Origin of the sequence: Rhodococcus sp. 4CII (assembly GCF_014256275.1) — a bacterium.
GTDB lineage: Bacteria > Actinomycetota > Actinomycetes > Mycobacteriales > Mycobacteriaceae > Rhodococcus_F > Rhodococcus_F wratislaviensis_A.
Genome location: NZ_JACCFE010000002.1, coordinates 6,979,263 through 7,003,914, shown reverse-complemented (window position 1 = coordinate 7,003,914; position 24,652 = coordinate 6,979,263). Strand labels below are relative to the sequence as shown.

At 65.0% G+C, this 24,652-nt stretch carries 22 protein-coding genes and 1 pseudogene; 14 read left to right on the top strand and 9 right to left on the bottom strand.

The window, feature by feature from the left end; translation table 11 throughout:
- The 4 genes and pseudogenes from mmsA to H0B43_RS33070 form a co-directional block, all read left to right on the top strand.
- Window positions 1-1,479: a CoA-acylating methylmalonate-semialdehyde dehydrogenase gene (mmsA, locus tag H0B43_RS33085; protein ID WP_185724099.1), complete on the top strand. Its 1,479-nt coding sequence runs from the start codon at window positions 1-3 to the stop codon at window positions 1,477-1,479.
- Between the two features lie 91 nt (window positions 1,480-1,570).
- Window positions 1,571-2,554: a zinc-binding dehydrogenase gene (locus H0B43_RS33080; protein ID WP_312033628.1), complete on the top strand. Its 984-nt coding sequence runs from the start codon at window positions 1,571-1,573 to the stop codon at window positions 2,552-2,554.
- 171 nt (window positions 2,555-2,725) lie between these two features.
- Entirely contained in the window at window positions 2,726-3,691 is a 966-nt protein-coding gene (locus H0B43_RS33075) for an NADPH:quinone oxidoreductase family protein (RefSeq protein WP_312033629.1), read from the top strand.
- 238 nt (window positions 3,692-3,929) lie between these two features.
- Window positions 3,930-4,160, top strand: a pseudogene (locus H0B43_RS33070) (AAA family ATPase); the annotation flags it as partial.
- A 526-nt stretch (window positions 4,161-4,686) separates the two neighbouring features.
- Here the strand turns inward: H0B43_RS33070 and H0B43_RS33065 are convergent.
- Genes H0B43_RS33065 through H0B43_RS33035 form a run of 7 tightly spaced genes read right to left on the bottom strand, consistent with a single transcriptional unit; the run spans window position 4,687 to window position 12,014 of the window.
- Window positions 4,687-5,202 (bottom strand): gamma carbonic anhydrase family protein, encoded by a 516-nt coding sequence (locus tag H0B43_RS33065; RefSeq protein ID WP_185724100.1) that lies wholly within the window; start codon window positions 5,200-5,202, stop codon window positions 4,687-4,689.
- Window positions 5,199-6,590 (bottom strand): FAD-binding oxidoreductase, encoded by a 1,392-nt coding sequence (locus H0B43_RS33060; protein WP_185724101.1) that lies wholly within the window; start codon window positions 6,588-6,590, stop codon window positions 5,199-5,201. The genes H0B43_RS33065 and H0B43_RS33060 overlap by 4 nt, the downstream gene beginning before the upstream one ends.
- Entirely contained in the window at window positions 6,587-7,426 is an 840-nt protein-coding gene (locus H0B43_RS33055) for an SDR family NAD(P)-dependent oxidoreductase (protein WP_185724102.1), read from the bottom strand. Before H0B43_RS33055 ends, H0B43_RS33060 begins: the two co-directional genes overlap by 4 nt.
- Complete coding sequence (locus H0B43_RS33050; RefSeq protein ID WP_312033630.1) at window positions 7,423-8,343, bottom strand: PCC domain-containing protein; 921 nt, start codon at window positions 8,341-8,343, stop codon at window positions 7,423-7,425. The genes H0B43_RS33055 and H0B43_RS33050 overlap by 4 nt, the downstream gene beginning before the upstream one ends.
- Window positions 8,340-9,956, bottom strand: a complete 1,617-nt coding sequence (locus H0B43_RS33045) for an AMP-binding protein (RefSeq protein ID WP_213015308.1) — start codon at window positions 9,954-9,956, stop codon at window positions 8,340-8,342. Before H0B43_RS33045 ends, H0B43_RS33050 begins: the two co-directional genes overlap by 4 nt.
- 5 nt (window positions 9,957-9,961) lie before the next feature.
- The gene (locus H0B43_RS33040) at window positions 9,962-11,176 is read right to left on the bottom strand and encodes an acetyl-CoA acetyltransferase (RefSeq protein WP_282555459.1); all 1,215 of its coding nucleotides are present in this window, start codon (window positions 11,174-11,176) and stop codon (window positions 9,962-9,964) included.
- Between the two features lie 10 nt (window positions 11,177-11,186).
- Window positions 11,187-12,014: an IclR family transcriptional regulator gene (locus H0B43_RS33035; RefSeq protein WP_185724106.1), complete on the bottom strand. Its 828-nt coding sequence runs from the start codon at window positions 12,012-12,014 to the stop codon at window positions 11,187-11,189.
- A 281-nt stretch (window positions 12,015-12,295) separates the two neighbouring features.
- On the opposite strand from H0B43_RS33035, the gene H0B43_RS33030 reads away from it, so the two are divergent.
- From H0B43_RS33030 to H0B43_RS32990, 9 genes are all read left to right on the top strand, one after another.
- Window positions 12,296-13,627 (top strand): MFS transporter, encoded by a 1,332-nt coding sequence (locus H0B43_RS33030; RefSeq protein ID WP_185724107.1) that lies wholly within the window; start codon window positions 12,296-12,298, stop codon window positions 13,625-13,627.
- 76 nt (window positions 13,628-13,703) lie between these two features.
- Window positions 13,704-14,459, top strand: a complete 756-nt coding sequence (locus H0B43_RS33025; protein ID WP_185724108.1) for an SDR family NAD(P)-dependent oxidoreductase — start codon at window positions 13,704-13,706, stop codon at window positions 14,457-14,459.
- Window positions 14,460-14,601: 142 nt separating this feature from the next.
- Window positions 14,602-15,615, top strand: coding sequence for a ketol-acid reductoisomerase (gene ilvC / locus H0B43_RS33020; protein ID WP_185729709.1), 1,014 nt, complete (start codon window positions 14,602-14,604; stop codon window positions 15,613-15,615).
- Between the two features lie 438 nt (window positions 15,616-16,053).
- Entirely contained in the window at window positions 16,054-16,302 is a 249-nt protein-coding gene (locus tag H0B43_RS33015) for a hypothetical protein (RefSeq protein WP_185724109.1), read from the top strand.
- 62 nt (window positions 16,303-16,364) lie between these two features.
- Window positions 16,365-17,297, top strand: coding sequence for an esterase family protein (locus tag H0B43_RS33010; RefSeq protein ID WP_185724110.1), 933 nt, complete (start codon window positions 16,365-16,367; stop codon window positions 17,295-17,297).
- 25 nt (window positions 17,298-17,322) lie between these two features.
- Window positions 17,323-18,789, top strand: a complete 1,467-nt coding sequence (locus tag H0B43_RS33005) for an APC family permease (RefSeq protein ID WP_185724111.1) — start codon at window positions 17,323-17,325, stop codon at window positions 18,787-18,789.
- Between the two features lie 135 nt (window positions 18,790-18,924).
- Window positions 18,925-19,740, top strand: coding sequence for an alpha/beta fold hydrolase (locus H0B43_RS33000; protein ID WP_185724112.1), 816 nt, complete (start codon window positions 18,925-18,927; stop codon window positions 19,738-19,740).
- Window positions 19,741-19,767: 27 nt separating this feature from the next.
- On the top strand, window positions 19,768-20,169 hold the full coding sequence (locus H0B43_RS32995; protein ID WP_185724113.1) for an MmcQ/YjbR family DNA-binding protein: 402 nt from the start codon (window positions 19,768-19,770) through the stop codon (window positions 20,167-20,169).
- A gap of 374 nt (window positions 20,170-20,543) precedes the next feature.
- A complete protein-coding gene (locus H0B43_RS32990; protein WP_312033631.1) occupies window positions 20,544-20,927 on the top strand; it encodes an SMR family transporter in 384 nt (127 codons plus the stop codon).
- Window positions 20,928-21,615: 688 nt separating this feature from the next.
- Here the strand turns inward: H0B43_RS32990 and H0B43_RS32985 are convergent.
- Together H0B43_RS32985 and H0B43_RS32980 are read right to left on the bottom strand one after the other, a co-directional pair.
- Window positions 21,616-22,008 carry a hypothetical protein gene (locus H0B43_RS32985; protein WP_185724114.1) on the bottom strand — a complete coding sequence of 131 codons (393 nt, stop codon included), beginning with the start codon at window positions 22,006-22,008 and terminating at the stop codon, window positions 21,616-21,618.
- A 282-nt stretch (window positions 22,009-22,290) separates the two neighbouring features.
- Window positions 22,291-23,517, bottom strand: coding sequence for a CdaR family transcriptional regulator (locus H0B43_RS32980; RefSeq protein ID WP_185724115.1), 1,227 nt, complete (start codon window positions 23,515-23,517; stop codon window positions 22,291-22,293).
- Between the two features lie 370 nt (window positions 23,518-23,887).
- Here H0B43_RS32980 and H0B43_RS32975 point away from each other — a divergent pair, with 370 nt between their 5' ends.
- Complete coding sequence (locus tag H0B43_RS32975; RefSeq protein WP_185724116.1) at window positions 23,888-24,643, top strand: SDR family NAD(P)-dependent oxidoreductase; 756 nt, start codon at window positions 23,888-23,890, stop codon at window positions 24,641-24,643.
- Window positions 24,644-24,652: the final 9 nt, after the last annotated feature.

Here is a 24,652-nt window from a genome sequence, read left to right as displayed (position 1 = left end):
ATGCGTACTGTCTCTCATTGGATCAACGGCAAGCCCGTCGACGCTGGCTCCCAGTTGCACCCGGTCACCGATCCCGCCACCGACCAGGTCGTCGCCGAGGTCTGGCTTGCAGACGACGCGGTCACTGCTTCGGCAATCGATGCCGCGGAGGCTGCCGCGGATTTATGGGCCGACACCAACATGTCCAAGCGCGCCCACGTGCTGTTCCGGTTCCGCGATCTGCTTCTGGCCAACAAGAACGAACTTGCCCAGCTGATCACCTCCGAGCACGGCAAGACCCTCGACGATGCTGCCGGCGAGATCATTCGCGCGGCCGAGTCGGTCGAACTGGCTTGCGGCGGACCAGCTCTCGCACACGGAAGCACCTCGTTGCAGACCGGACCCAACATCGACACCCGATCGATGATGCACCCGGTCGGCATCTGCATCGGCATCACACCGTTCAACTTCCCGGCCATGATGGGCCTGATGATGGTGTCGGTGTCCCTCGCGGCGGGAAACACCTTCATCTGGAAGCCCAGCGAGCAGGACCCCGGGACGGCCGTGCGGATAGCGGAGCTGTTCCAGGAAGCGGGTCTGCCCGACGGTGTTCTCAACGTCGTGCACGGGCAGCAGGATACGGTCAATCACCTGATCGACGACCCGCGCACCCAGGCCGCCTCGTTCGTCGGTTCCAGCGATGTCGCGCACATCCTCTACCAGCGGACCGCGGTGGCCGGGATGCGCTGCCAGGCCTTCGGTGGGGCGAAGAACCACATGGTTGTCATGCCCGACGCCGACCTCGACACCGTCGCCGACCAGCTCACCTCCTCGGCGTTCGGGGCGGCCGGGCAGCGGTGCATGGCGATCTCGGTGGCCGTCGTCGTCGGGGACGTGTACGAAGCCCTGCTCGAGCGGCTCGTACCCCGCGCCGAAGCTGTTCGTATGAACGCCGGTGTGGTGCCTGGCACCGAGGTGGGTCCGGTGGTGAGCCGTCGGGCGCAGCAGCGCATCCAGGAGTTGGTCAAGACCGGTATCGCCGATGGAGCGACCGCGGTGGTCGATCGCAGCTGTGAGCAGGTGCCTGGTTACGAGGAGGGCTACTTCGTGGGACCGGTCATTCTTGCCGGTCTGCCGACCGACTCCGCCGCCTACCAGCAGGAGATCTTCGGCCCGGTGCTCGTCGTGCTCAACGTCGATACGCTCGACGAGGCAATCGCGCTGATCAAGAACCACCGCTACGGCAACGGCGCCTCGATCTTCACCAACAACGGCTCGGCCGCCAACCAGTTCACCAGGGAAGCGACCGCAGGCATGGTCGGCGTAAACGTCGCCATCCCCGTTCCTGTAGCCACCTACGCGGTCCAGGGGTGGAAGGATTCGGTCTACGGCGACACCGGCCTGAACAACGCGTCGTGGAGCTTCTACACTCGCCCGAAGTACGTCACCTCGCGGTGGGAAACCAACGCCGGCATGGATTTCGGCTTCCGACCCAACTGAGAACCCTACAACCGCGGGTGGTCGCGGCACGACGAGCGCCGCGACCACCCGACCATCCACCACCCGATCAAGATGTAGCGAGGTCAAAACCGTGCAGGCAGTGTTGCTCGAGCCGATCGACGGAACCGTCACTCCCACGTTGTCCACGATCGATGCACCCGAACTCATCCCGGGATGCGTGCGCGTCTCGGTGCGCGCCGCGTCGATCAACCGTGCGGATCTACTTATTCGGGCGGGCACTCACACCCCGGCGGCCGCCGGTGCGGGTCCCGCGGTCGCGGGGCTGGACGCCTGCGGAGAAGTCATCGAGGTGGCCCCCGATGTCACCGGAATCCACAAGGGCGATCGCGTCATGGCGATGGTCCCCGGAGGTCTGGCTGAAGAAGTCATCGTGCCGGCCGCCGCGGCGGTGCCGGTACCCAGGTCGTGGTCCTTCGCGGAGGGCGCCGCCGCGATCACGGCCCTGATGACCGAACACAACGCGCTGGTCACGGCGGCGCGGTTGCAGCCGGGGGAGACGGTTCTGGTGCATGCCGCAGCGTCGGGCGTCGCCACCCAGGCGATCCAGCTGGCGAAGGTCCTCGGCGCCCAGCGCGTGTACGGCACTGCGCGGTCGCACACCCACGCCCAGGTACTCGAAGGTCTCGGTTTGGACGAGCTGATCGACGTTTCGGACACCAACTTCGCCGATCGCATTCTCGAGCGGACGGACGGAAAGGGTGCCGATGTGATCCTCGATCACGTCGGCGGGCCCTACCTCGAGGACAACCTGCGCGCGGCGGCGATCAGGGGACGCATCGTCGGGGTCGGTCGGCTGGGCGGTGCCAGCGGGACGCTGGACATGGAGGAACTCGCCCGCAAGCGGGTGGAGCTGATCGGCGTGACCTTCCGAACCCGCAGCGACGAGGAGAAGTTCGCCATCGCCCAAGGTCTGCGGATCGTCGACCTGGAGAAGAACGCGGACGCTCTGCGGCCGTTGATCCATGACACCTACTCGTGGGACAGGGTCCTCGAGGCCCAGGAAGGACTCGCCGACAACAAGCACGTCGGCAAGCTCGTGCTCACAGTGGGATGAGTTCGGCGCCGTACCCACTGAGTGGCGGCGTCACCACCCGAGCTGGCCTCCCGTCAGCCGGTTTCCGGAAAGCGTCGCCGTCCGCGGCGACGGTGAATACCCGGGCGCCTCGTATTGCCTCACCCGGCACGAGGCGCCACGTAACCCGCAGCACAACGAAAAGAGGCATCCGTGCGCGCAGCACACCTTGTCGAGTACACCGGGCCCGACGGCCTACGCATCGTCGACACCGACGAACCCGTCGGTGACGGACGCGTAGTGGTGGACATGCACGCCGCGGGGGTGTCCTTTCCCGATCTGTTGCAGTCCCGCGCCGGGTACCAATTGGTCCGTCCGCTGCCGGCGCTACTGGGCATGGAGGGCGCCGGGATCGTGCGCACCGCACCCGAAGGACACGGACTCACCCCCGGCCAGCGGGTGGGAGTACTCACCGACGCCGGAACGTGGCAACAAACCGTGGTGGTCGACCCGCAGTCGGTGCTTCCGCTGCCCGACAGCGTCACCTTCACCGCAGCCGCGGGACTACTGCTCAATTTCCTGACCGTGCACTTCGCCCTCGACGAGCGCGCTCGGTACCGTCCCGGCGAGACCGTGCTCGTGCACGGGGCCGCCGGTGGGATCGGTGTTGCCGCTCTCCGCGTGGCGTCGGCGCTCGGGCTCGACACGATTGCCGTGGTCAGCACGGACGCCAAGGCAGATGTTGCCCGGGCGCACGGAGCCACCCATGTCATCGGAGTCGACGGATTCAAGGATCGTGTCCTCGAGATCACAGGCGGTCGAGGAGTCGACATCGTCCTCGACCCGGTCGGCGGCGCTCGGTTCACCGACACCCTGCGCAGCCTGGCATCCGGTGGCCGCGTAGTCGTCCTCGGCTTCACCTCCGGCCAGATACCCACCGTGAAGGTCAATCGACTTCTCCTGAAAAATATTTCGGTAGTCGGGGCGGGGTGGGGCGAATATATGCGCGCCGACCCCGCGTACCCAGCACAGCAGTGGTCCGTGCTCGAACCGCTGCTCGGCAGCGGGGACCTGACCATCACAGAGCCCACGACCGTCCCCCTCGACGAGGCTGCCGACGCGCTACGCAGGCTCGAGGACCGTACCGTCCGCGGAAAGATCGTGCTCGCTCTGCGGTGAGCCACACACCCGGCACACGCACTCACAACACAAGTCCGTGTCGCAACAGCTTCGATCCAATGTCTAGAGAGCAATCGCAACCGCCATCTCGCGATGTCGGCCACCTGCCGTTGAAGGATCAGCTCACGGTGTCCAGCCTTGAAGTGCTCACCGAATCATCGACGTCCGATATGCCCGTGGTCGCCACCATCGGCGTGCGGCTCCGCGCCGTCCGTGCCGCGGCCGTCGCGGAAGATGTACCGGTCCCACCGAGGCCGGTTACGTCGGTGAGGACGTCGAGAACATCCTCCTCAAACTCATCCAGGCCGCGGACTACGACGTCAAGCGCGCCGAGACCGGCATCATCTACATCGACGAGGTCGACAAGATCGCTCGCAAGAGCGAGAACCCGTCGATCACGCGTGACGTGTCCGGTGAGGGTGTGCAGCAGGCGCTGCTGAAGATCCTCGAGGGCACCCAGGCCAGCGTCGCCGGGTACTGTGCGGTGATCGAGGCCGCGCATGAATTCGGCCGATTCTTCACCGGACAGGTGACCGCGGCATCGCCGGCCGCACTCTGCACAAGCCGGTCATCGCGGCTGTCGAATCGCCGTCGGCCGAGGACAACACGACCGGGTGGAAGACAACGATGCGTGCGAAGAAACTCATTCGCGCACCGTCCGACTCGCGCGAGGGAGTCGCTGCCCTTCTGGATCATCGTTAACCCCGTTGGCTGGGCCGGTAGCCAGGATCCGATACCGTCCTCCCCTGCACTTGCTTCACCGGAAATCCTGCGCGTGCTTCACCGGCACCGTCCTTACGACCGATTCGTTGCAGGCACGATGGAACAGCGTCGACGAAACGATTACCCTCCCGAATCCGGCAGTCACGTCCGCTACGCGACGGCGAGCACCGTGGTGGAAGAACCCATATGAGAGATCGAACTGGTCGCGCTCGGTACTTACTCCCCGACGGGGACTCTCACTCACTGAACGTGCCGGGCTGGGGAGGTCCGCTTCAAAATTTGGGGGTGTAATGGGTCATTCTGTTGACGTAGTTGTCGGCGTTGCGTCGTATCTGGTCGAGTTCGTCCTGGGTGCAGGTGCGCCGAACTTTGCCGGGTATGCCCGCGACGAGTGAGTTGGGTTCGATGACGACTCCTTCGGAGACAAGGGCGCCGGCCGCGATGATGGTTCCTCGTCCGATTTTGGCGCGGTTCATCACGATCGCGCCCATGCCGATCAGGACGTCGTCGTCGATGGTGCAGCCGTGCAGGACGGCGTTGTGTCCGACGGAGACTCCGGATCCGATGGTCAGGGGGGCTCCGGGGTCTGCGTGGAGCACGCATCCATCCTGGATGTTGCTGCGTGCTCCGATGGTGATGCGGTCCGCGTCGGCGCGTACGACTGCGTTGTACCAGAGGCTGACCTCGTCGCCGAGGTGTGCGTCACCGATGAGGGTGGCGTTCGGTGCCACCCATGCGGTGGCGGCGACGGTGGGTGTGTGCTGGTTGATGGTGATCCAGGTCGTCACTCGAGGACCTTTCCGGGGTTGAGGATGCCGCGTGGGTCGAGGGCGTTTTTGATGGCGGTCTGCATTGCCTGCACCGGCAGGGGCAGTTCCCGGGTGAGGCCACTCATTTTGAGTGTGCCGATGCCGTGCTCGCCGGTGATGGTGCCGCCGAGGTCGAGTGCCACGTCCATGATCTCCTCGAACGCCCGGTGGGCGCGGGCTTCCTGGTCGGTGTCACCGGGGGTGGTGACGATGAGCGGGTGCAGGTTGCCGTCGCCGGCGTGGGCGATGGTCGCGACGAGGGTGTCGTTGCGGTGAGCGATGTCCTCGACCGCGGCGAGCATGGCGGGCAGCTGGTCTTTCGGGACGCAGACGTCTTCGGTGAGGACGTTGCCGAGTCGTTCGACGGCGGGGTAGGCGAGTTTGCGGGCGGCGAACAGAGCTTCGGCCTCGTCGTGATCGCTCGAGCGCATCGCCCAGGTGGCGCCGGCGCTGGTGAAGCACTCCGCGATGGCATCGGCCTCCTCGGCACCGGTGTCTCCGGGGGTGTCGGTGCGGGCGAGGAGCAGGACGTTGGCGTCGGTGGACAGGTCCATCTTTTTCCACTGGTCGATCGCTTCGAGGCAGTGGCGGTCCATGAGTTCGAGGGCTGCCGGCGTGAGTCCGGCGCGGGCGACGGCGCGGACGGCGTTTCCAGCGTCGACTGTGGAGTCGAAGGAACCGACGATCGTGGTGGGCGGCGCTTGCAGGGGGCGCAGGCGGACGGTGATCTCGGTGACGATAGCGAGGGTGCCCTCGGACCCGGTGAGGAGTCCGACCAGGTCGTACCCTGCGACGCCCTTCGCGGTACGGCGGCCGACGGTGGTGAGTTCGCCAGTTCCGGTGACGATTTCGAGGGCCAGCACATAGTCCCGGGTGACGCCGTACTTGACGCAGCACAGGCCGCCTGCGTTGGTGGCGACGTTCCCACCGAGGGTGGACCAGGAAGAGCTCGCGGGGTCGGGTGGGTACCAGAGCCCTTCGGTGGCGCAGGCGGCCCGCAGGTCGTCGTTGACGACACCGGGTTCGACGACGGCAAAGCGTTCGAGAGTGTCGATCGTCTTGATGCGGTTCATCTTCTCGAACGAGATCACGACTGCACCGTCGACGGCGTTCGCCGCTCCGGCGAGACCGGTGCCGGCGCCGCGGGCGACGACGGGCACGTGGTGCTCGTAGCAGGCGCGCACCGTCTGTTGCACTTCGTCTTTGGTGGTGGGGCGGACGAGTGCGATGGGGGTGCCGTGGGTCGCCCAGCTGGCCTGATCCCGCGAGTACGTTTCGAGGATGGCGGGGTCGGTCGTGGTGCAACTCGTGGGGAGGGCGTCGAGTAGTGCGGTGGATGCCGCGGCGGCGGTCAGGGTGTCGGTCATGCGATGCACCGCGTTCCGAGTCCGCCGTCGACTGCCAGGCAGACGCCGGTGATGTAGCTGGCGGCGTCGCTGGCCAGGAAGCGGGAGGCGGCGGCGAGTTCCCAGACGGTGCCCATGCGGCCGATGGGGGCGATCGCGTTGCGGGCGGCGACCATCTCGTCCGCGTCGGCGTACTGGCCGGCGATCTGGCGGTAGATCAGTGGACTGTCGATCAGTCCCGGCATGATGGCGTTGATTCGGATACCGTGGGCGGCTTCGTCGACGGCGAGTGTGCTGGTCAGATGGTTGACCGCTGCCTTCGTCGCGTAGTAGGAGCTGTAGGGCAGTCCGGTGTGGCGGATGGCGGCAAGTGACGAGATGTTGATGATGGACCCTGTTTTGGCCTCGCGCATGTGCGGTAGCACGTATTTACAGGAGTGGAAGACGCTGGTGAGGTTGATGTCGAGCGCGCGGCGCCAGTCCTCAGTGGAGAGGCTGACGGGATCTCCCATCCTGGTCACGCCGACGTTGTTGTGCACGATGTCGACACGGTGATGCTGGTCGATCACCGTGGCGACGGCGGCGGCCACGGAGTCTTCGGTGGTGACGTCGACCTGCAGTGCGGTCGCCGTGCCGCCGTCGGCGGTGATGGCGTCCGCGACGCGGGTCGCGGCCGCGGCGTCGATGTCGCCGCAGATGACGGTGGCGCCGGCGCGGGCGTAGGTCAGCGCGGCGGCGCCGCCGTTGCTCCACCCGTCGGGTGCGGTGCCCGCACCGAACAGCAGGGCGACCTTCCCGTCGAGGGATGCGTCACCGCTGTCCCGCGGCGGGGTGGTCTGTCGGAGGATGTCGATCACTGGATGGTCCTATCTGGTTCGGACAGGGCAAGCTCGAAGGTCATGGCGACCGGGTTGCGGCCGCGCACCACCGACCCCGTGTACACGTTTCCGTCGATTCCCACTGCAGCGCAGGACAACTCGGCACGTGGTCGGCCGTCGGCGTCGGGTGTGACCGCCCCGTCGAGGTACATCACTTCGGTGGCGGGCCCGGGTGCGGTAATGACGTGATCGCCCTGGGTGAGGGTCGCGCCGACGAAGGAGCCGACCTTGCCGCGCACGATCGCGGTGTCGAACCGGTGGGTTTCGGCGAGGTGCTCGACGGCGGCGACGATGTCGACGTTGGGGTGGATGCGGGCCACCACCGAGCGCAGCCCACCCTCGTGGGTGGTGGTGGTTTCGTGGACCGGTTGTGGTTGGAACACCGGGAAGTTGATCTCCGGGTCCGGGGTTACCGTCATGGCGACGTCGGCGGTGGCGTACAGGTCGGCCCGCACACCGGCGCCGAGCAGCACCGAGTCCGGAATGAGGTGCCCGGCGCGCATGATGCCGTCGGCGCCGACGAACATGGCGTGGCAGTGCGCGAAGACCTTCCCGTCGCGCTTGCCGATGGTCACCCCACCCCGGACGAACGCCGCGGGTCCGTGTCCGCGCCGGGGCTCGCTGAAGGTGGCCACACTCGTGCCGGCGTGGCAGATCGAGGGAATGTAGTAGTCGAATTCGGTGAACCCTCCCCCGCGCAGTTCCCCGAAGGCACTGGTGAATCCGCGTTCGAACACGGCGTCGTGCAGGGCCGGGAGCAACGACCGGCCCGCGGGGAGCTCGGTGTCGAGGTGATGCAGGGTGGCAGGATACGCATCCACGCGCCGCGCGGCGGGCGGTCCCGGGTGCTCGAGTTGCGGCACACCCATCAGCAGCGAGGTGTGGGGGGCGCTCACGAGGCGGCCTCGCTCGGCCACAGACCCAACCGGATGAACTCCTCCTTGAGCAGGATGGTGGTGACCTTTCCGTATCCGGAGGTGGGCAGTGCCGCGATGAATTCGATCCGCTTGGGCACCTTGTATCGGGCCATGTTCGATCGACACCAGGTCGCCAGCTCGTCGGTGGTCAGGTCCGATCCCGGGCGGACGACGCAGAGGGCGTATCCGACTTCGCCCCAGGTCGGGTCGGGGGCGCCGACGACACCGACCGCCTCGACATCCGGATGCTTGAGCAGCTTCTCTTCCACCTCGCGGGGGTCGATGTTGGAGCCACCGGAGATGAACATGTCCGAGGCGCGCCCGGTGATGTACAGCAGCCCGGACGCATCGAGGTAGCCGAGGTCGCCGGTGCGGAACCAGCCGTTGCGGAAGGCTTTCCGGTTGGCCTCGGGATTGTCGAGGTATCCCGCGAACACGGCCGGCCCGGCAGCGCAGATCTCGCCGCGCTCCCCGGCGGGCAGTTCGCGGCCGTCGTCATCCTGGATGCTGATGGTCATCCCGGTGCGGGCGTAGCCGGCGGTGCCGATGCCGTCGGGTGCGGGTGTCTTCCCATGCAGCTCGGGGGGCAGGACGGTGATGTTTCCGGTGACCTCGCACAGGCCGTAGTACTGGACCAGGACCTCACCGAGGACGTCGATGGCGATCCGCTGGTCACGCGAGGTCATCGGGGCACCCGCGTAGACGACGTAGCGCAGGCTACTGGTGGCCGGATCGTGGTTGCCGGCGGCCTGGACGAGCTTGTTGAGGATGGTCGGGACGGTGAACATCGTCGACACGGAGTGCTGGTCGATCAGCGCCCACGCCTCCTCGGCGTCGAGGGTGTCACCGATCGTCAGCACGACCGCGGCGCCGCGGGCGATGTGTGTCAGGACGTGGACCCCGGCCCCGTGGGAGAGCGGCGCCAGCGCGAGGGTGGCGTCGCGGTCGGTCAGGTGCGGCATCAGATCGCACAGGTGGTTGGTGACCACGAACGCCATCTGGTCGTGGTTGAGCATCGCGGCCTTCGGCCGTCCGCTGGTCCCGGAGGTGAAGAAGTACCAGGCCGGTGTTCCGACGTAGACCGGTGCGTCGATGCTGGCTGGGTCGGCCTGATGCTTGTCGATCAGTTCGGCGACGTGGGCGCTGCCGAACTGTGCGGCGTCGCGGTCGTCGCCGATCGCCCAGGTCTCGTACCGGCTCAGGGCCTGCGCGTGGGGCTGGCAGGTGTCGTGGCAGATGACCAGGTCGGGTGCCACGGTCTCGGCGAGGGGGACGACGTCGTCGGGCACCAGTTTGCAGTTGGTGGGGACGATGATCGCGCCGAGTCGCCAGGTGGCGAAGAAGACGGTGAGTGTGTCCATGCAGTTGGGGCTGTGCAGCAGCACCACCGATCCGGCGGTGAGGCCGTGGCCGCGCATCGCGGCGGTGAGCGCGTTGACGCGGTGGTCGAGCTGCGCCCACGTCCAGGTCGTGTCGCCGCGGATGACGGCGGGCCGGTCCGGCAGCCGGGCCGCGGTCTGGGTGAGCAGGGTGGCCAGGTTGGTGGTGCGCTGCAGGCCGAGGGTCGGGGTGAGCGTTGTGGTGGCGTTCATGCTCGTCACCACCTCTCCAGCACGGAGGCGTAGTTGGTGACGGCGGTACCGCCCATGTTGAATACGCCTCCGAGATCTGCGGTGGGGAGTTGGAAGGTGCCGGCCTCGGCGGTGAGCTGCATGGCGGCGATCGCGTGCATCGACACACCGGTGGCGCCGATCGGATGCCCCTTGGCCTTCAGGCCGCCGGAGCGATTGATGGGAAGTTTGCCGTCGGGCAGGGCCAGCCCCTCGTCGACCACCTCGTGTCCTCGGCCGCGCTCGGCCAGTCCGAACACCTCGTACTGGATCAGCTCGGCGATGGTGAAGCAGTCGTGGGTCTCGATGAAATCGAGGTCGACGGTCGAGGTCGCCGCCTGCTCGAGTGCCCGGTTCCAGGCCAGGCGGGCGCCGGCGAACTCAATCGGGTCGCGCCGCGAGAGCGGGAGGAAGTCGTTGGCGTGGGCGCGGGAGCGGAACGCCACCCGCCGCGGTGCGGCCTGCGCCCGGTCGGCGCTGGTGATCACCAGCGCCACCGCTCCGTCGGAGATCAGGGAGCAGTCCGTGCGCCGGAGCGGATGCGCGACGTAGGGGTTCTTGTCGGAGACGCTGTTGCAGAACTCGAAGCCGCGATCCTTGTGCAGCTGGGCGTACGGGTTGCTCATGCCGTTGTGATGGTTCTTGGCGGCGATGGCGGCCATTGCCGCGCTCGGATCTCCGTAGCGTTCGGCGTAGGCGCGGGCGATCCCGGCGAAGACACCGGCGAATCCTCCGGTGACGTGCGATTCTTCGGGCCGGTAGCAACCCGAGAGCAGGATCTGCCCGGCGGTGGGCGTGTCGACCGCGGTCATTTTCTCGGCGCCGATGACCAGCGCGACGTCGCCGCGCCCGGAGTCGATGAAGTCACACGCCGCATAGATTGCGGCACTTCCTGTGCCACAGGCATTTTCGACGCGCATCGCGGGGGTGTGCTGGAATTCGGGCATCGGCAGGGACACCAGGGACGCCTGGAAGTCCTGGTCGGAGAAGCCGTTGTTGTAGACGCCGACGAAGATGCCGTCGACCTCGTCGGGCGCCACCTGGGCGTGGGTGAGCGCTCCCGGAACGACGGACCCGATCAGAGCGGTCACGTCGGGCTGGTCGAGTCTGCCGAATTTGGAGTGTTCCCATCCGATGATGGAGGTGCGAGATGTCATGTTCTCTCCGTTGTCAGTGGTGCGGCGACGAGCTGATGGCCGCAGGTGGTGGTCGCTAGATGGCTGAAGATTCGGTGCGCAGGGTGGGGGCGAGGCGGGCGGCTTCTTCTTTGAGCAGGATCGCCAGCCGCGCTTGCCGTTCGGGTCCCATCCGGGAGCTGATGGCCGCGATGCTCAGCGCGAGTGCGGGTTCGCCGTGGGCGTCGAGGACGGCAATTCCGATCGCCCACGATTCGGGGACGACCATGCCCTCGTTGACCGCGATGCCGCCGCGCCGCCGGGTCCGCTCGGCTTGTTCGAGCAACCGGTCCGGGGTCAGTTCGGGATAGCGCTGGGCGAGTTCGGGTGCATTGGCCGCCATCACACTAGCGGCGACCTGCGGCGGCAGGGCCGCCAGCAGGGCCGAGCCGTGCGCTCCGACTCCGAGCGGGTACCGGTCACCGGCCTGGAGTACGTGACTGCGGATCGGCCACGTTCCCTCCTCCCGGTGCAGGCACACCGAGTGGGTGCCGCGGCGCACCGAGATGAACGCCGCGTCCTCGGAGACCTGCGCCAGCCGTATCACCGAGGCCAGGGCCTGCTGCTGCAAGCCGTGCCGCCGTTCGGCGGCGCTGCCGACGGTGTACGCCTCCGGGCCGAGCAGATACCGCCTGTCCTCGGACTGCTCGAGGTAGCCGGTGCTGACCAACTCCGACAGCAACCGGTGCACCGTCGGTTTGCTGAGTCCACTCTCGGACGCGAGCTCCGCCAGGGACAGTCCGCCGACGCGGTCGAAGCCCGCCACCATCGACAGCAGATCGAGGGCGCGGCGCACACTCTGCGAACCCGGAAGTGCGTCCCGGCCGGCCCGGACCGACACCGGATCACTGGAATCGTTCCGCATTGTGAAATCCCCCTGAACTCGCATTTAGCAAGAGTGGAATGGATGATCGGCCTGCTGGCCATGCAAACGACAGTAAGAGGTGATCTGGATCTCGGTCAACAATTTCATAATGTGGACCGATTTCCTGGGGCTTTCCCTTCTTGCTTGACGCCGGATGCCGGAAGGGAACACAGTCACATCCGCAGCGTGACTCAGGTCACGCCCTCGGTCTCCGGGAAGGAGGGCGGTGCAGAACCCGCCCACACTTCTTCCGCCCTTGCTCAGGAAAGACAGGACCCGCAATGACTCCGACGTCCGCGGCCGAACGCCCACCACGCATCGACATCCGACAGGTTCGATGGGCGCGAATCGGTATCCCTCTGTTCGTGACCTACTTCATCTGTTTCATGGACCGCACCAACATCAGTGTCGCTTCCCCCCACCTTGCCGATGAACTGCAGTTGAGTGCGGCCACGATGGGCCTGGTGTTCTCGGCGTTCTTCTGGGGCTACGTCGTCAGCGGACTGCCCGCCGGCGCCTGGGCCGGCAAGGGACACGCCAAGACCATCATCGTGGCGTGCATGGTCGTCATCGGACTGTCCGCGGCGGTGACCGGTGTCGTCCACAACCTGCCGGTCCTGCTGGCGGCGCGGATCGTCCTCGGACTGGCCGAGGGCGCGATCTTCCCCGCCTTCGCCGTGATGTTCATCAGTTGGTTCCCCTCCCGGGAACGTGGTATCGCCGTCGCCTTGACGATGTACACCGTGCCGCTGTCCTCGGCGGTGATGGCACCACTGTCCGGGTGGCTGATCGAGGTCACCAACTGGCGCGCCATGTTCATCATCCAGGCCGTTCCCGCCATTCTGGTCGCGATCTGGTTGCACTTCTCGGCCACCGAGAAGCCCGAGGACCATCCGCGGATCAGCGCCGAGGAACGGGACTACATCCTGGCCACCCGCACCGTGGAGACCACCGACGAGTCGACCCTGCTGCAGGTCTTCATGCGGCCGGTGGTGTGGTTGCTGGCGCTGATCTACTTCTTCTGGGTGATGGGGATCTACGCGCTCACGCTCTGGCTGCCGACTGTCATCGGCGACCTCACCGGTCAGGGCTCGTTCCTCGTCGGACTGCTGACCGCCATCCCGTTCCTCGTCGGCACCCTCGCCCTGTACGTGGTCACCAAACGAGCCGTCGCCAGCGGCCGCTCCCTCGGCTCGTTCATCGCGCTACCCCTCGTGGTCTGTGGCACCGCCATGATTGCCCAACATTTCGTGCACATCGGGGCGGTCTTCAGTTTTGTGATGCTCGTCGTCGCCGCCGGCTCGATCTTCGCGGCCCTCGCGCTCTGGTGGACCTGGGTGATGCAGATCGTCCCGCGCAACCAGGCCGGGGCCTCGGTCGGCTTCGTCAACCTGTGCGGAAACTTCGGTGGACTGGTCGGACCGCTGCTCATCGGTCTGGTCGCCACCTCCGGCAACACCGCCTCGGGCTTCTGGATCATCGGGGTCGGAGTCATCGCCGCCGCCGCGATCGTGGCGATCCTCGACGCCCGGCGCACGAAGACCGGCGGGGAATCCGACGACTCGGAACAGCGCACTGCGGCCGACCCGGAGCACGCACCCCATCCCCATTGAAGGCGATTCGGGCAGTGGCGTCACCGCGCCGGCAGGCACCACACCCCTAACCACATCGAAGAAACCAGGAATCACGATGAATGAACGCATTGCCCTTGTCACCGGATCCGGGGCCGGGATCGGCGCGGCCATCGCCGAACGTCTGGGTGCGCACGGCCGGCAGGTCGTGCTGGCCGACCTGAATCACGAGGCCGCCCACGCCCTCGCCGCCGACATGAGCAGCCGCGGCATGAGCGCGGACGCACTGACGATGGACATCGGTGACCGGGCCTCGATCGAAGCGGGCTTCAAATGGGTCGCCGAAACCTACGGACGCTGCGACATCCTGGTCAACAATGCCGGGATCGCCAAGACGCTCCCCTTCCTCGACTATCCCGACGATCACTGGGAGGCGACCCTGAACGTCAATCTCACCGGCGCATTCCGCTGCGCCCAGCGGGCCGCCCGTCTGATGCTCGAACAGCGGTGGGGCCGCATCATCAACATCGCCTCCACCAGCGGGATTCGTGCCGGTGCCGGTCGCACCGCATACGGCACCTCGAAGGCCGGGCTCATCGGCCTGACCCGCCAGATAGCAGTCGAACTCGCCCCGCACGGCATCACCGCGAACGCCGTCGCGCCCGGCCCCATCGAAACCCCGCTCTCACAGGCAGTGCACACCGCCGCCACCCGCGCCGCCTACAACCGCCTGGTCCCGGCGCAGCGCTACGGCACCCCCGACGAAGTCGCCGGCACCGTGGACTTCCTCGCCTCCGACGACGCGGCCTACATCAACGGCCACGTAATCCCTGTCGACGGCGGATTCATCGCCGCCGGCGTACTCAGCGACTGACAGTTCCGCCTCGACTAGCTCGACGCGGCCCAAAACTGTTGCCGAGCAACACCATTACCCCATCACGGCTCGGTCCATCCATCGGCCGGTCCATTCACATGAAGAGAAGGCAGCACACGTGCTCACCGCAGACACCAGCGACATGACAGTGGAGATGTTCTACGACGACGATGCCGATCTGTCGATCATCCAGGGCCGTAAGGTCGCTGTGATCGGGTACGGAAGCCAGGGCCACGCGCACTCGCTGAGCCTGCGCGATTCGGGCGTCGATGTGCGCATCGGCCTCGAGGAGGGCTCGAAGTCCCGCGCGAAGGCCGAGGAGCAGGGCCTGACCGTCGATACCCCCGCCGAGGTTTCCGAGTGGGCCGACGTGATCATGGTGCTGGCCCCCGACACCGCGCAGGCGTCGATCTTCACCAATGACATCGAGCCCAACCTGAAGGACGGCGACGCGCTGTTCTTCGGACACGGCCTCAACATCCACTTCGAGCTGATCAAGGCCCCGGAGTTCGTCACCGTCGGCATGGTCGCCCCGAAGGGCCCGGGCCACCTGGTGCGTCGTCAGTTCGTCGACGGCAAGGGTGTCCCCGCGCTCATCGCGATCGACCAGGACCCGAAGGGTGAGGGCCAGGCACTCGCGCTGTCCTACGCCAAGGCCATCGGCGGCGCCCGCGCCGGCGTCATCAAGACCACGTTCAAGGAAGAGACCGAGACGGACCTCTTCGGCGAGCAGGCCGTGCTGTGCGGCGGCACCGAGGAACTGGTCAAGACCGGTTTCGAGGTCATGGTCGAGGCCGGCTACGCGCCCGAGATGGCGTACTTCGAGGTGCTGCACGAGCTCAAGCTCATCGTGGACCTCATGTACGAGGGCGGCATCGCCCGCATGAACTACTCGGTGTCCGACACCGCGGAGTTCGGTGGCTACCTGTCCGGCCCGCGCGTCATCGACGCCGGCACCAAGGAGCGCATGAAGGCGATCCTGGCCGACATCCAGTCGGGTGAGTTCACCCGCCGCCTGGTCGCCAACGTCGAGAACGGCAACACCGAGCTCGAGAGCCTGCGCAAGGCGAACGCCGAGCACCCGATCGAGGTCACCGGCAAGAAGCTGCGCGACCTGATGAGCTGGGTCGATCGCCCGATCACCGAGACCGCCTGAGCACATGCCTCGGTGCAGAGCTGGTGGTAGACCTCCGCGAAAACCTGGTAGGCGGCGCACCCCAGTTCCGCAAGGCGCCCGACCTCATCGGGAACCGACCTTTCCACACCTGGTTCCTCAGCGCTTGGGTGCAGCCGATCACCACGACGCGATGCAGCGAGGATCACCGCAGCGGCCATGCCTCAGGGCTCTCGTCATGGTCGTCGCCGCCGCGTCCGACAAAACGTCGGAAAACAGGCATCTAGATCCCACGGACCGATGGTGGGTTGAGTCACACAGCTGGTCCACTGTTGACACAGAGCACCTGCCAAGCACTCCCGGACTCGTCGAAACCACGTGTCACTCATCAGGGACGCCCGCGCACCGATATCTGCTGCTGCGGATCTCTCCCCGACAGGCGCACGTCGACGCCTGGGGACACCCACGAAAGGACAGAAAATGCGATACATCATCGAAGGAACGCAACCCGACAACGACGTTGTTTTGATGGACTCCGTCAGCGAAATTGAGTCAGGCGATGCACACAAATTCATCGTGGCTGGGTCGGCTCGTATCGGCGATGCCCGCGACGTCTACGAGAACGGCGAGATCTCGGTCGTCAACGAGCCTGCGGAAGAACTCGGTATCCGCCCAGGTATGACGACCAAGCAGTTCATCGACGCAGTCTCAAGCCGGTCACGAGTCTGAGTTTTGTCATCTGCCGATCGGTATAGACCGGTAGCGCGTTTCGATATGAGAGGAAAATCGTGGTGACTTCTGGGCAGGGTAATGCCGGAAACCCGTCGAATTCGGACGAGGAATGGTTCGCCGACAAGAATATGACCGTCGAGGATCGCATGGGATACGCGGCGTGCGACGACACCCTTCCCGAGTACAGTCTCAGCCCGTACTCACGTCGGCGCGATGGCATTCCACAGGGAATTGTCACCCAGCACACGCATCGAAGCGAGGTGTCTTATCCGGGAGTCGAGAGGGACTACACGCTGTACGTTCCCAGTCAGTACGATGGATCCGTCCCATTGGCCCTCGTTGTGTTCCTGGATGCGTACGAGTACCTCGCCGCCGACTTCGGTGCCATCGCAGCGCTGGACAACCTGAACGCCGAGGGGCTGATTCCCCTCACTGCCGCCCTGTTCATCGACGCAGGCAAGACCGGGCCCGGATACCCCATCTTCGGCGGCTCCGATAACCGGAGCGTCGAGTTCGATTCGATCGACGACACCTGGGTTCAGTTCTTGGTGGACGAATTCTTCCCCACGGCGATCGGGCATCTCAACGTGTCCTCCGAGACCGCCGATCGAGTCGTCGTCGGATACAGCTCCGGTGGGAACGCAGCGTTCACTGCGGCGTGGCATCGGCCGGACGTGTTCAGAAATGTGATCTCTCACTGCGGGTCGTTCGTCGACATCCGTGGTGGACACAATCACATTCCGGAGGTCCGCCGATCCCCGCGTAAGCCAATCCGCATCTGGATGCAGACCGGTCGACGAGATGCCCGAGTCGTGTTCGGCGATCTCGTCGCGGCGAACCGCGAGATGGCTGCCGCGCTCGAGTGGAGTTACTACGACTACAAGTTCGTCTTCGGTGAAGGCGGACACACATTGCGTCACGGCGGCTTCGAGTTCCCTCGAACGCTCCGATGGTTGTGGCGGGATCATCCAGCCACGGCACGGACCTACTAAATCAGCTGAGATATTGGAGATTTAGGTGAGCACAACTACCACCGTATCGGGGTCCGGTAATACGATCCCGTCGACGTCCGGCGACTCGACAGCCCTGAAGGGCTCCCTCGGCACGTTCGGCCTGTTCTTCAGCATCATGTCGTTCAATGCTCCGCTCGTTGTCGTCATGGGCGTCATTCCGATCATGGTTGCGACCGGGAACGGAATCGGAACACCGTTCCTATTCGTTGTGGGAGGGGCCATCGTGGCCTGCTTCGCGACCACCTTCTTGCGGATGTCCGCCGTCCTTCAGCGGCCCGGCGCCTTCTACGCGTACGTGACGGCCGGTTTGGGAAGGAAGATGGGACTGGGTGCCGGATTCACGATGCTCCTGGCCTACTTCACGTGCGCGACCGGGTATCTCCCGTTCGCCGGGTCGTCTGTGGGCTCCCTCGTGTCCGACACCTTCCATGGGCCCAGTCTCCCGTGGTATGTGTGGGCGTTCCTCCTCTGGGCGCTGGTAGGCATTCTGGGCTACCTGCGTATCGATGTGTCGGCGAAGGTCATGGCCGTCATTCTGATCCTGGAGATCGCCGTCGTCGTCGTGTACGACATCTTCGTTTTCGCTGCCGGCGGTGCCGATGGCCTCAGCGCCGCACCGTTTTCGCCGGCGCACTGGTTCGACGGTTCGCTCGCCAACGGGCTGCTCTTTGCGTGTGCGATGTTCGGCGGTTACGAGATGACCGTGCTGTTCCGCGATGAAGTGAAGCGGCCGGAGCGAACGATTCCTCGCGCGGCGTTCGGCCTCATCGCATTCGCCGTGGTCCTGTACGCAGGCACGACGTGGCTCTTTGTCAACGCACTCGGTGTCGACGACGCCGTCGCGATATCGACCGCGGAGGGTACCGCCGCGTTCGATGCGACGATTCTCGAGTTCGGGGGACGGCTTCTCCTCGACGTCGCCACTGTGCTGCTCGTGACGAGTTCGTTGGCCGTCATCATCTGCTCGCACAACGTGGCGGCGCGGTATCTGTTCAATCTGGGCGCGGACGGGGTTGTGTCCCGCTCTATCGCCGCGGTGCACCCTCGATTCGGTTCGCCCTATCGCGCATCCATCGTGGTGAGCGCCGCGGTGTTGATCGCCAATCTGGTCGTCGTCATCGCTGGGGTCGACGCGATGGTGTTCTACGGCGCGCTGCTGGGGATCGCGGCATTGACAGGTATCTCCGTGCAGTTCCTCACCTCGATCGCGATACCGGTGTACCTGACCCGACACGACAAGTGGAGAGGCCACATCTTCGCCTCTTTCGTGGCGCCGTTCGTGGCGCTGATCGGATTCGGGTGGTCCGTGGTGATGTCGATCAACGACTTCTCCTCGCATACCGGCGGCGTGACGTGGTTGTCCAGCTTGCTGATCGCGATCGTGTACGGAACCTTCATCAGCGGATTCCTCGTCGCGAGGCGGCTAGAGCGCACCAAGCCGGATATCTATCAGCGGATCGGCCGCCAATGAGCACAGACCGTATCTACTGAGCCCAGTCAGAGGCGGGAGCCGGCGATCACAGCGCGTGCCTCAACGCCGGCTTCCCACTTTTGGTCCCGCACGGCTCGAGAACGCGCTGTGAGCCGGAACAGAAAGGAGAGATCGATGAGCGGCGCGAACCTGCCTCTGAAGACCTCCGATGGCGTGATCATCCGGTACGACGACGAGGGTGAAGGTCGTCCCGTCGTGTTTGCGTCCGGCTTCGCAGATCAGGGCTCGAGCTGGGTTTTCCAGCGCGACGCCTTGGTGGAGGCCGGCTACCGCGTCATCCGATTCGACCACCGTATGCACGGCCGGTCCGATTCGCCCAGTCACGGGCAGAGAATGAGCCGTCTCGGCCTCGACCTCGGCGAACTGATCACCACCCTTAATGTCGAAGACGTGGTCCTTGTCGGTCACTCGATGGGCGTATCGGTCAGCCTGGCATACTTCTCGACCGCCGCCGACGCATGGGACCGGGTCACCGCCTTCGTAGCGATCGATCAGTCCCCGAAGATCGTCAACGAAGGGGACTGGCAGTGGGGCGTTCGCGGCATCACGGGCGAAAACCTGTACGACGCCGCGGACTTCCGCTTCGACTGGTCGAATGCGGACCGTGAACCCGCCGTCCCGGATCATGTGAAACCCCTCCGGCCGGCGGGTGACGAGTGGTGGGAGCAGTTCCCGGTGGCAAGGGCCCGTCCTCTGCTGATCGACCACTTCGTCGCCGACTGGCGCGACGTCCTGCCCCGCATCCCCGTCCCCACCTGGATCGTCACCGGCCGACACTCGCCCTACTACGAACTCGAAGGCATGCGCTGGTTCGCCGACACCGTTCCACACGGCAGCCTCGCGGTCTTCGAGCACAGTGGACACGAACCCCATCTGAACGAGTACCAGGCATTCAACGCCCAGCTGCTCGACTTCATCGGCCAGCACTGACAAGGTCCACCGACCGACGGGAACAGCATGAAGGGCACCACGCTCCAGGAACACGCAAGGTCGCGGGCCGACGAGCTTCCCGGCGCGAATCTCGAGCACCCGTTCGGCCCGGAATGGGAGGTATACAAGGTCGGGGGCAGGGTCTTCATGCTGCTGACCGCGGTCACCGGTGAGCCGATCGTGATCCTCAAGGCCACCCCGGCCGACGGCGAGGCGTTGCGCAGCACGCACGAGGACATTACGCCCGGCTACCACATGAACAAGCGGCACTGGATCACGTTGTCACCGGGTGGGTCGATCGCCAAGGGCCTGGTAGACGAACTGGTGACCGAGTCGTATCTGCTTGTGGTGGAGAATCTTCCCCGCACCGAGCGGCCGGTCGACCCGGAGACCTTTGGTCAAGGTCGGTCAAATGAGATCGGCTGGTGACCGGATGCAACCGGGGCCGTCTTCTGCTGCCGACGGCTCCCTCAGGGTTCGTTCTGTGCGAGCAACATTTGTTGGGCCGCCGTCCATGGCGCCCGCGTCCGAGACAAGGAAACCATGTCTGAGAACACAACTACCGACCGCGGCGTCTCGGCGTTGCACGAGACTGTGCGGTTGTTCGACGGCTTCGCCATGTCGTCGACCAGGATTCCCTCCACAGTCGTAGTACCTACTGTTGGTGTTACCGGGTCCGAGACCGGAAACGGCGAAGGAGAAGAACTATCGATGACGTCCGATGTACTCGCTCTGAGGGGCGGGTGGTGGATCGGCCGGCGGACCATGCTGGGCAGTAGTCATGACCACGTGGGGGTTGGCGCGTGATCGCCTATGTTCTGCTCGTTGGAGCCATCGTTTGCGAGATCGTCGCGACGATGGCGCTGAAGGTGTCCGATGGCTTCAGCAAGCTGCCGCCCTCGATCCTCGTGGTAATCGGGTACGTGTGCAGCTTCACTTTGCTCGGTTTGGCACTTAACCGCGGTTTGCCGATCAGCGTCGGCTACGCCATTTGGGCTGCCGCAGGCACAACGGTCGTCGCGATCCTGGGCGTCGTTTTCTTCCGAGAAACATTGTCCGGTATGGCGATAGCTGGCATCGCGCTCATCATCGTCGGGGTCGGCCTATTGAATCTCGGTAACAACCACGGCGGTTCGTCTGATCCCGCCCTGGATGATCACAGCGCGCACGACGTCGTGGAGAGCTGAGGTCGACGTGTAGTACGAAGGCCGGCTTTCACTGGCCGAAGTAGTCTTCGTCGTCTGGCACCACTAAACCGGTGCGGTCGTGTTCGGCCACGCTCTCGAACTGTCGGATCCGCGGTTGCGACCAGGCCGGCCAACCACCTCGAGGCCACCGGCGACCGCTCCGGTCTGCTGTCGGCGTGCGAGTGCAACGCCCCGGCCAACCTCACACTCATCGAACGCCGCCTGGGGCCTGCCCCGGGAAGACCGATCCGCTTCCCGTCCCGAGCACGAAGGCCCCGCACCAGATGCTCGGTGCGGGGCCTTCGTGTCGGTGGAAACTACCTGGTGAACCCGGAGACCGCGCCTTCACACTCGCGGTCGCCCTTTCCTCGATGGCGAGGTGGAACACCCACCGTTCGACGGCGGAACCCCTTGCGGGGTGGATGGTGTCAGAAGGAACGGTTGGCCGGTGCCTTCGCCCTCACCGCCAGGCAGCGGTGTTCCAGCTCGAACAAGTCTGCAGCGGGGATGACGCGAGACGAGTCCGTGCCCGCTCTGTGTTCTCGGTGTCCCTGTTCCGGCCGATCGTACATAGTTGCATCCCTCCTCGGGCTGCGAGCTGGCGTGTCGGGCTGTCGTGCGCGCGGCGCTACAGCATTCTGCTCCCAGTGTGCAGCCGAGATCTGAACTGCACCGGGTCGGTCTTACGTCATCGTGTGGCGTCTACGAGTGCGATGTAGTCGGCCACTGTCATTCCCGGCTCTGCGCCCAGGTCCGTAGCCAACTCGTTCGCAGTGGAGATGATCCCGTTCGCGTAGACATCCTGGGCGTCACCAATTCTGGCTGTGTTGTGGGAGACTGCCACAGCAGGGACCCCACCGTTACTCAAGATGCCGAATGACGCCACTCCAGCCTGGTCTTTACCGACCCCCGCGTCGTTGAAGACTGCACCACGCAAGGGAACACTGAGTGCGTACCGGGGAACGTTCTGTGAGCAGTGTGATCCAGCGACCACGATTTTGTTCGTATCCTCGGGAAGGATTTCACTGATGGAATCAAGCAGAAGTACGGGAACTCCCGAACTGTTGACCTCGTAGCGCATTTCGAATCCTCTTCCTTGTCAGATCGATGTTCGGGACTGGTTGCCGGTGGAACGCGCGGAAGTGCCCGTTTGGGCAGGAGTGCAGCGGAAATCCGCTCGGCCCTGGTGCCGCGTTTGCTTATGCAGTGAAGCCGCAGCGGAGCGAGGCTGGCCTAGCTGTGTGTCCAGGCCTGGGGACTGCACGCGATGTCACGTACCAAGCTTGCTGCCACCTATGGGAGGCGAACCACCACGAACCGGAGGAACCTGTCCTCAGAGTTTCCGACATTTTGTCGGAAGGCTTTAGTGATCCGGCCGGCCAAGCATGTCGAGTAGGTGGAGACCTACATGCAGCAGCAACCTGTCACCACCGTCCTCGAGGTCGAGTTCGGTGAGGCTTCGAATTTGGTCGAGGCGGTAGTACAGCGATGTTCGATGCAAGTGAAGAGCCGTAGCGGTGCGTGAGACGGAGCCTCCGTGATTGAGGTATGCCCTCAGTGTTTCGATCAATTTTCCACTGGTGTCATGGTCAACGAGCGCGCGAACTGGCGTGGGAAGTACCGACCATGTCAGCGCATCGTCGGGTAGTTCGAGCAGCACCGCGTCGACCCCAAGCTCGTTCCAGAATGCGATCCCGTCGTGAAACCTGCTCAACCGCGTAGCCGCCCGAAGAGCGATCGTCGCCCGATGTCGCGTGTGCCAGGCATTGCTTCTGCCGCCGGCGCCGGAGCCGATTCCGATCGTCACAGTGGCGCCGGCACCCAGCAGCCGTTGAAGGTCCGCTTTGACTCGCTCGACCCGTTCGCGAAGCTCCGCCGTCCGCAACGGTTGGTCCGTCAGATGCAAGAGGGTGGCATGGTTGCTGTCGAGGTAGTACGCGCAGGGTTGCGATCCCCGGCACACGGTCTCGACCGCAATTTGAAGGGCAACCTCGATCGGCATGATTGTCTGCGCGGATGCGCTGACCTGCATGACCACCACTGTGGAATGCTCCGCGTCGTGCCACTCACGGTGCTCGCCGAAGTGCTGAAGAGCCGATTGACGATCTGTCACCTCAGAGCCGAGCAAGTTGCGAAGGGCCCTCCGCCGCTCGAACTGTTGTGGATCCGCTGCGAGGGAATCCGAGTAGATCTGCGCCGCCACATCTCGGCTCACCCTGGCCATGTGGTCGATCTCGGAGGGGGTCAACGACTGGTCAGCATCGATCACCATCATCAGGCCCAACAGCCACCCCGGTCCGTGCAGGGGCACACACAGTCGTGACTTCAGTCCGAGCGCGTCGTCGCCTTCGATCGTCCTCGGTTCGTGCCACCTTGCCACTCCCTGCGCGAGGATGTGATCGCGAACTTCAGTGCTGGGACCACGCTGGAGCATGGAGCGGACTCGAGCCGGATCCTCGTCACCGAAGTGCCGACTGATGTAGAGGGGCCGGATCGAAGGGTCGACGATCACGACCGACCTCCCCAGCTGGTCCGCAAGAGACTCGACCATCGCCTGTACTTCCTTGCCGACAGACATCGCGGTGCTCATCGATGGGGTTCTCCTGCTCTTTTCTACATAACGTGGAATCGCCCGCTCAACCTTGCGACGGTACGCGGGTGTCGTGCAACTTTCGCGGATCGATACTCGAAGTCGTCCTCACCGACAGGCTCGAACTCAGGGAAACGATCATCGGCGAACACTGCGTCGGACGGGCGAAAGCAGGGCCTCCAGCGCCGCACAGCCACGGGTCGATCTCTGTGCTCAGAACGGTCGAGCGTGCATATCGATCCGAAGGTGGTGCCGCCCTGGGGGACCTCCACCCGACTGTTCTACAGCCCATGAAAAGACCAAAGACACCATATGGAATCGGACCGCAATGGCTTGAATCCGCGGAGTCACAACCAGATAGGACTCATCAATGGAACAGCGACTCGCAGTTGTCACCGGCGCCGGCGCCGGGATCGGCTCCGCTATTGCCGAACGGCTCAGCCAAGACGGTCACCATGTGGTCCTGACGGATCGCGATATGCGTGCGGCAGAGGAAGCTACCGCCAAGATCCAGGCGCTGGGATTCAGCGCCCAGGCCCTGCAAATGGACGTCGGTCAGCTGGCCTCGATCGACGAAACGTTTGGTGCTGTGGCGCGAGATCACGGGCGTTGTGACATCCTCGTCAACAACGCAGGAATTGCGAAGACTCACAGCTTTCTGGACTTTCCCGATGATGAGTGGCAGACAACCCTCAACATCAATCTCACCGGGGCGTTCCGCTGCAGCCAGCGCGCGGCGCAACTGATGATGCTGCACCGCTGGGGTCGGGTCGTGAATATCAGCTCGATCAGCGGGATGCGGGCGGGAGTCGGCCGGACTGCCTACGGAACGTCCAAGGCGGGCATCGATGGGCTCACGCGACAGATAGCGATCGAACTCGCGTCCTACGGTATTACGGCCAATTCCGTTGCGCCCGGTCCCATCGAAACAGCGTTGGCGCAGAAGCTCCATACGGAAGCCACACGGCGAGAGTTGTGCCGACTCGTCCCCGCCGCCCACTACGGCAGGCCGGAATCGATCGCCGACACCGTCGCCTTCCTTGCCTCAGACGACGCCGGGTTTATCAACGGCCACACACTCCCAGTGGATGGCGGACTGATGGCGGCAGGTGTGCTCAACATCTGAGATTGCTCC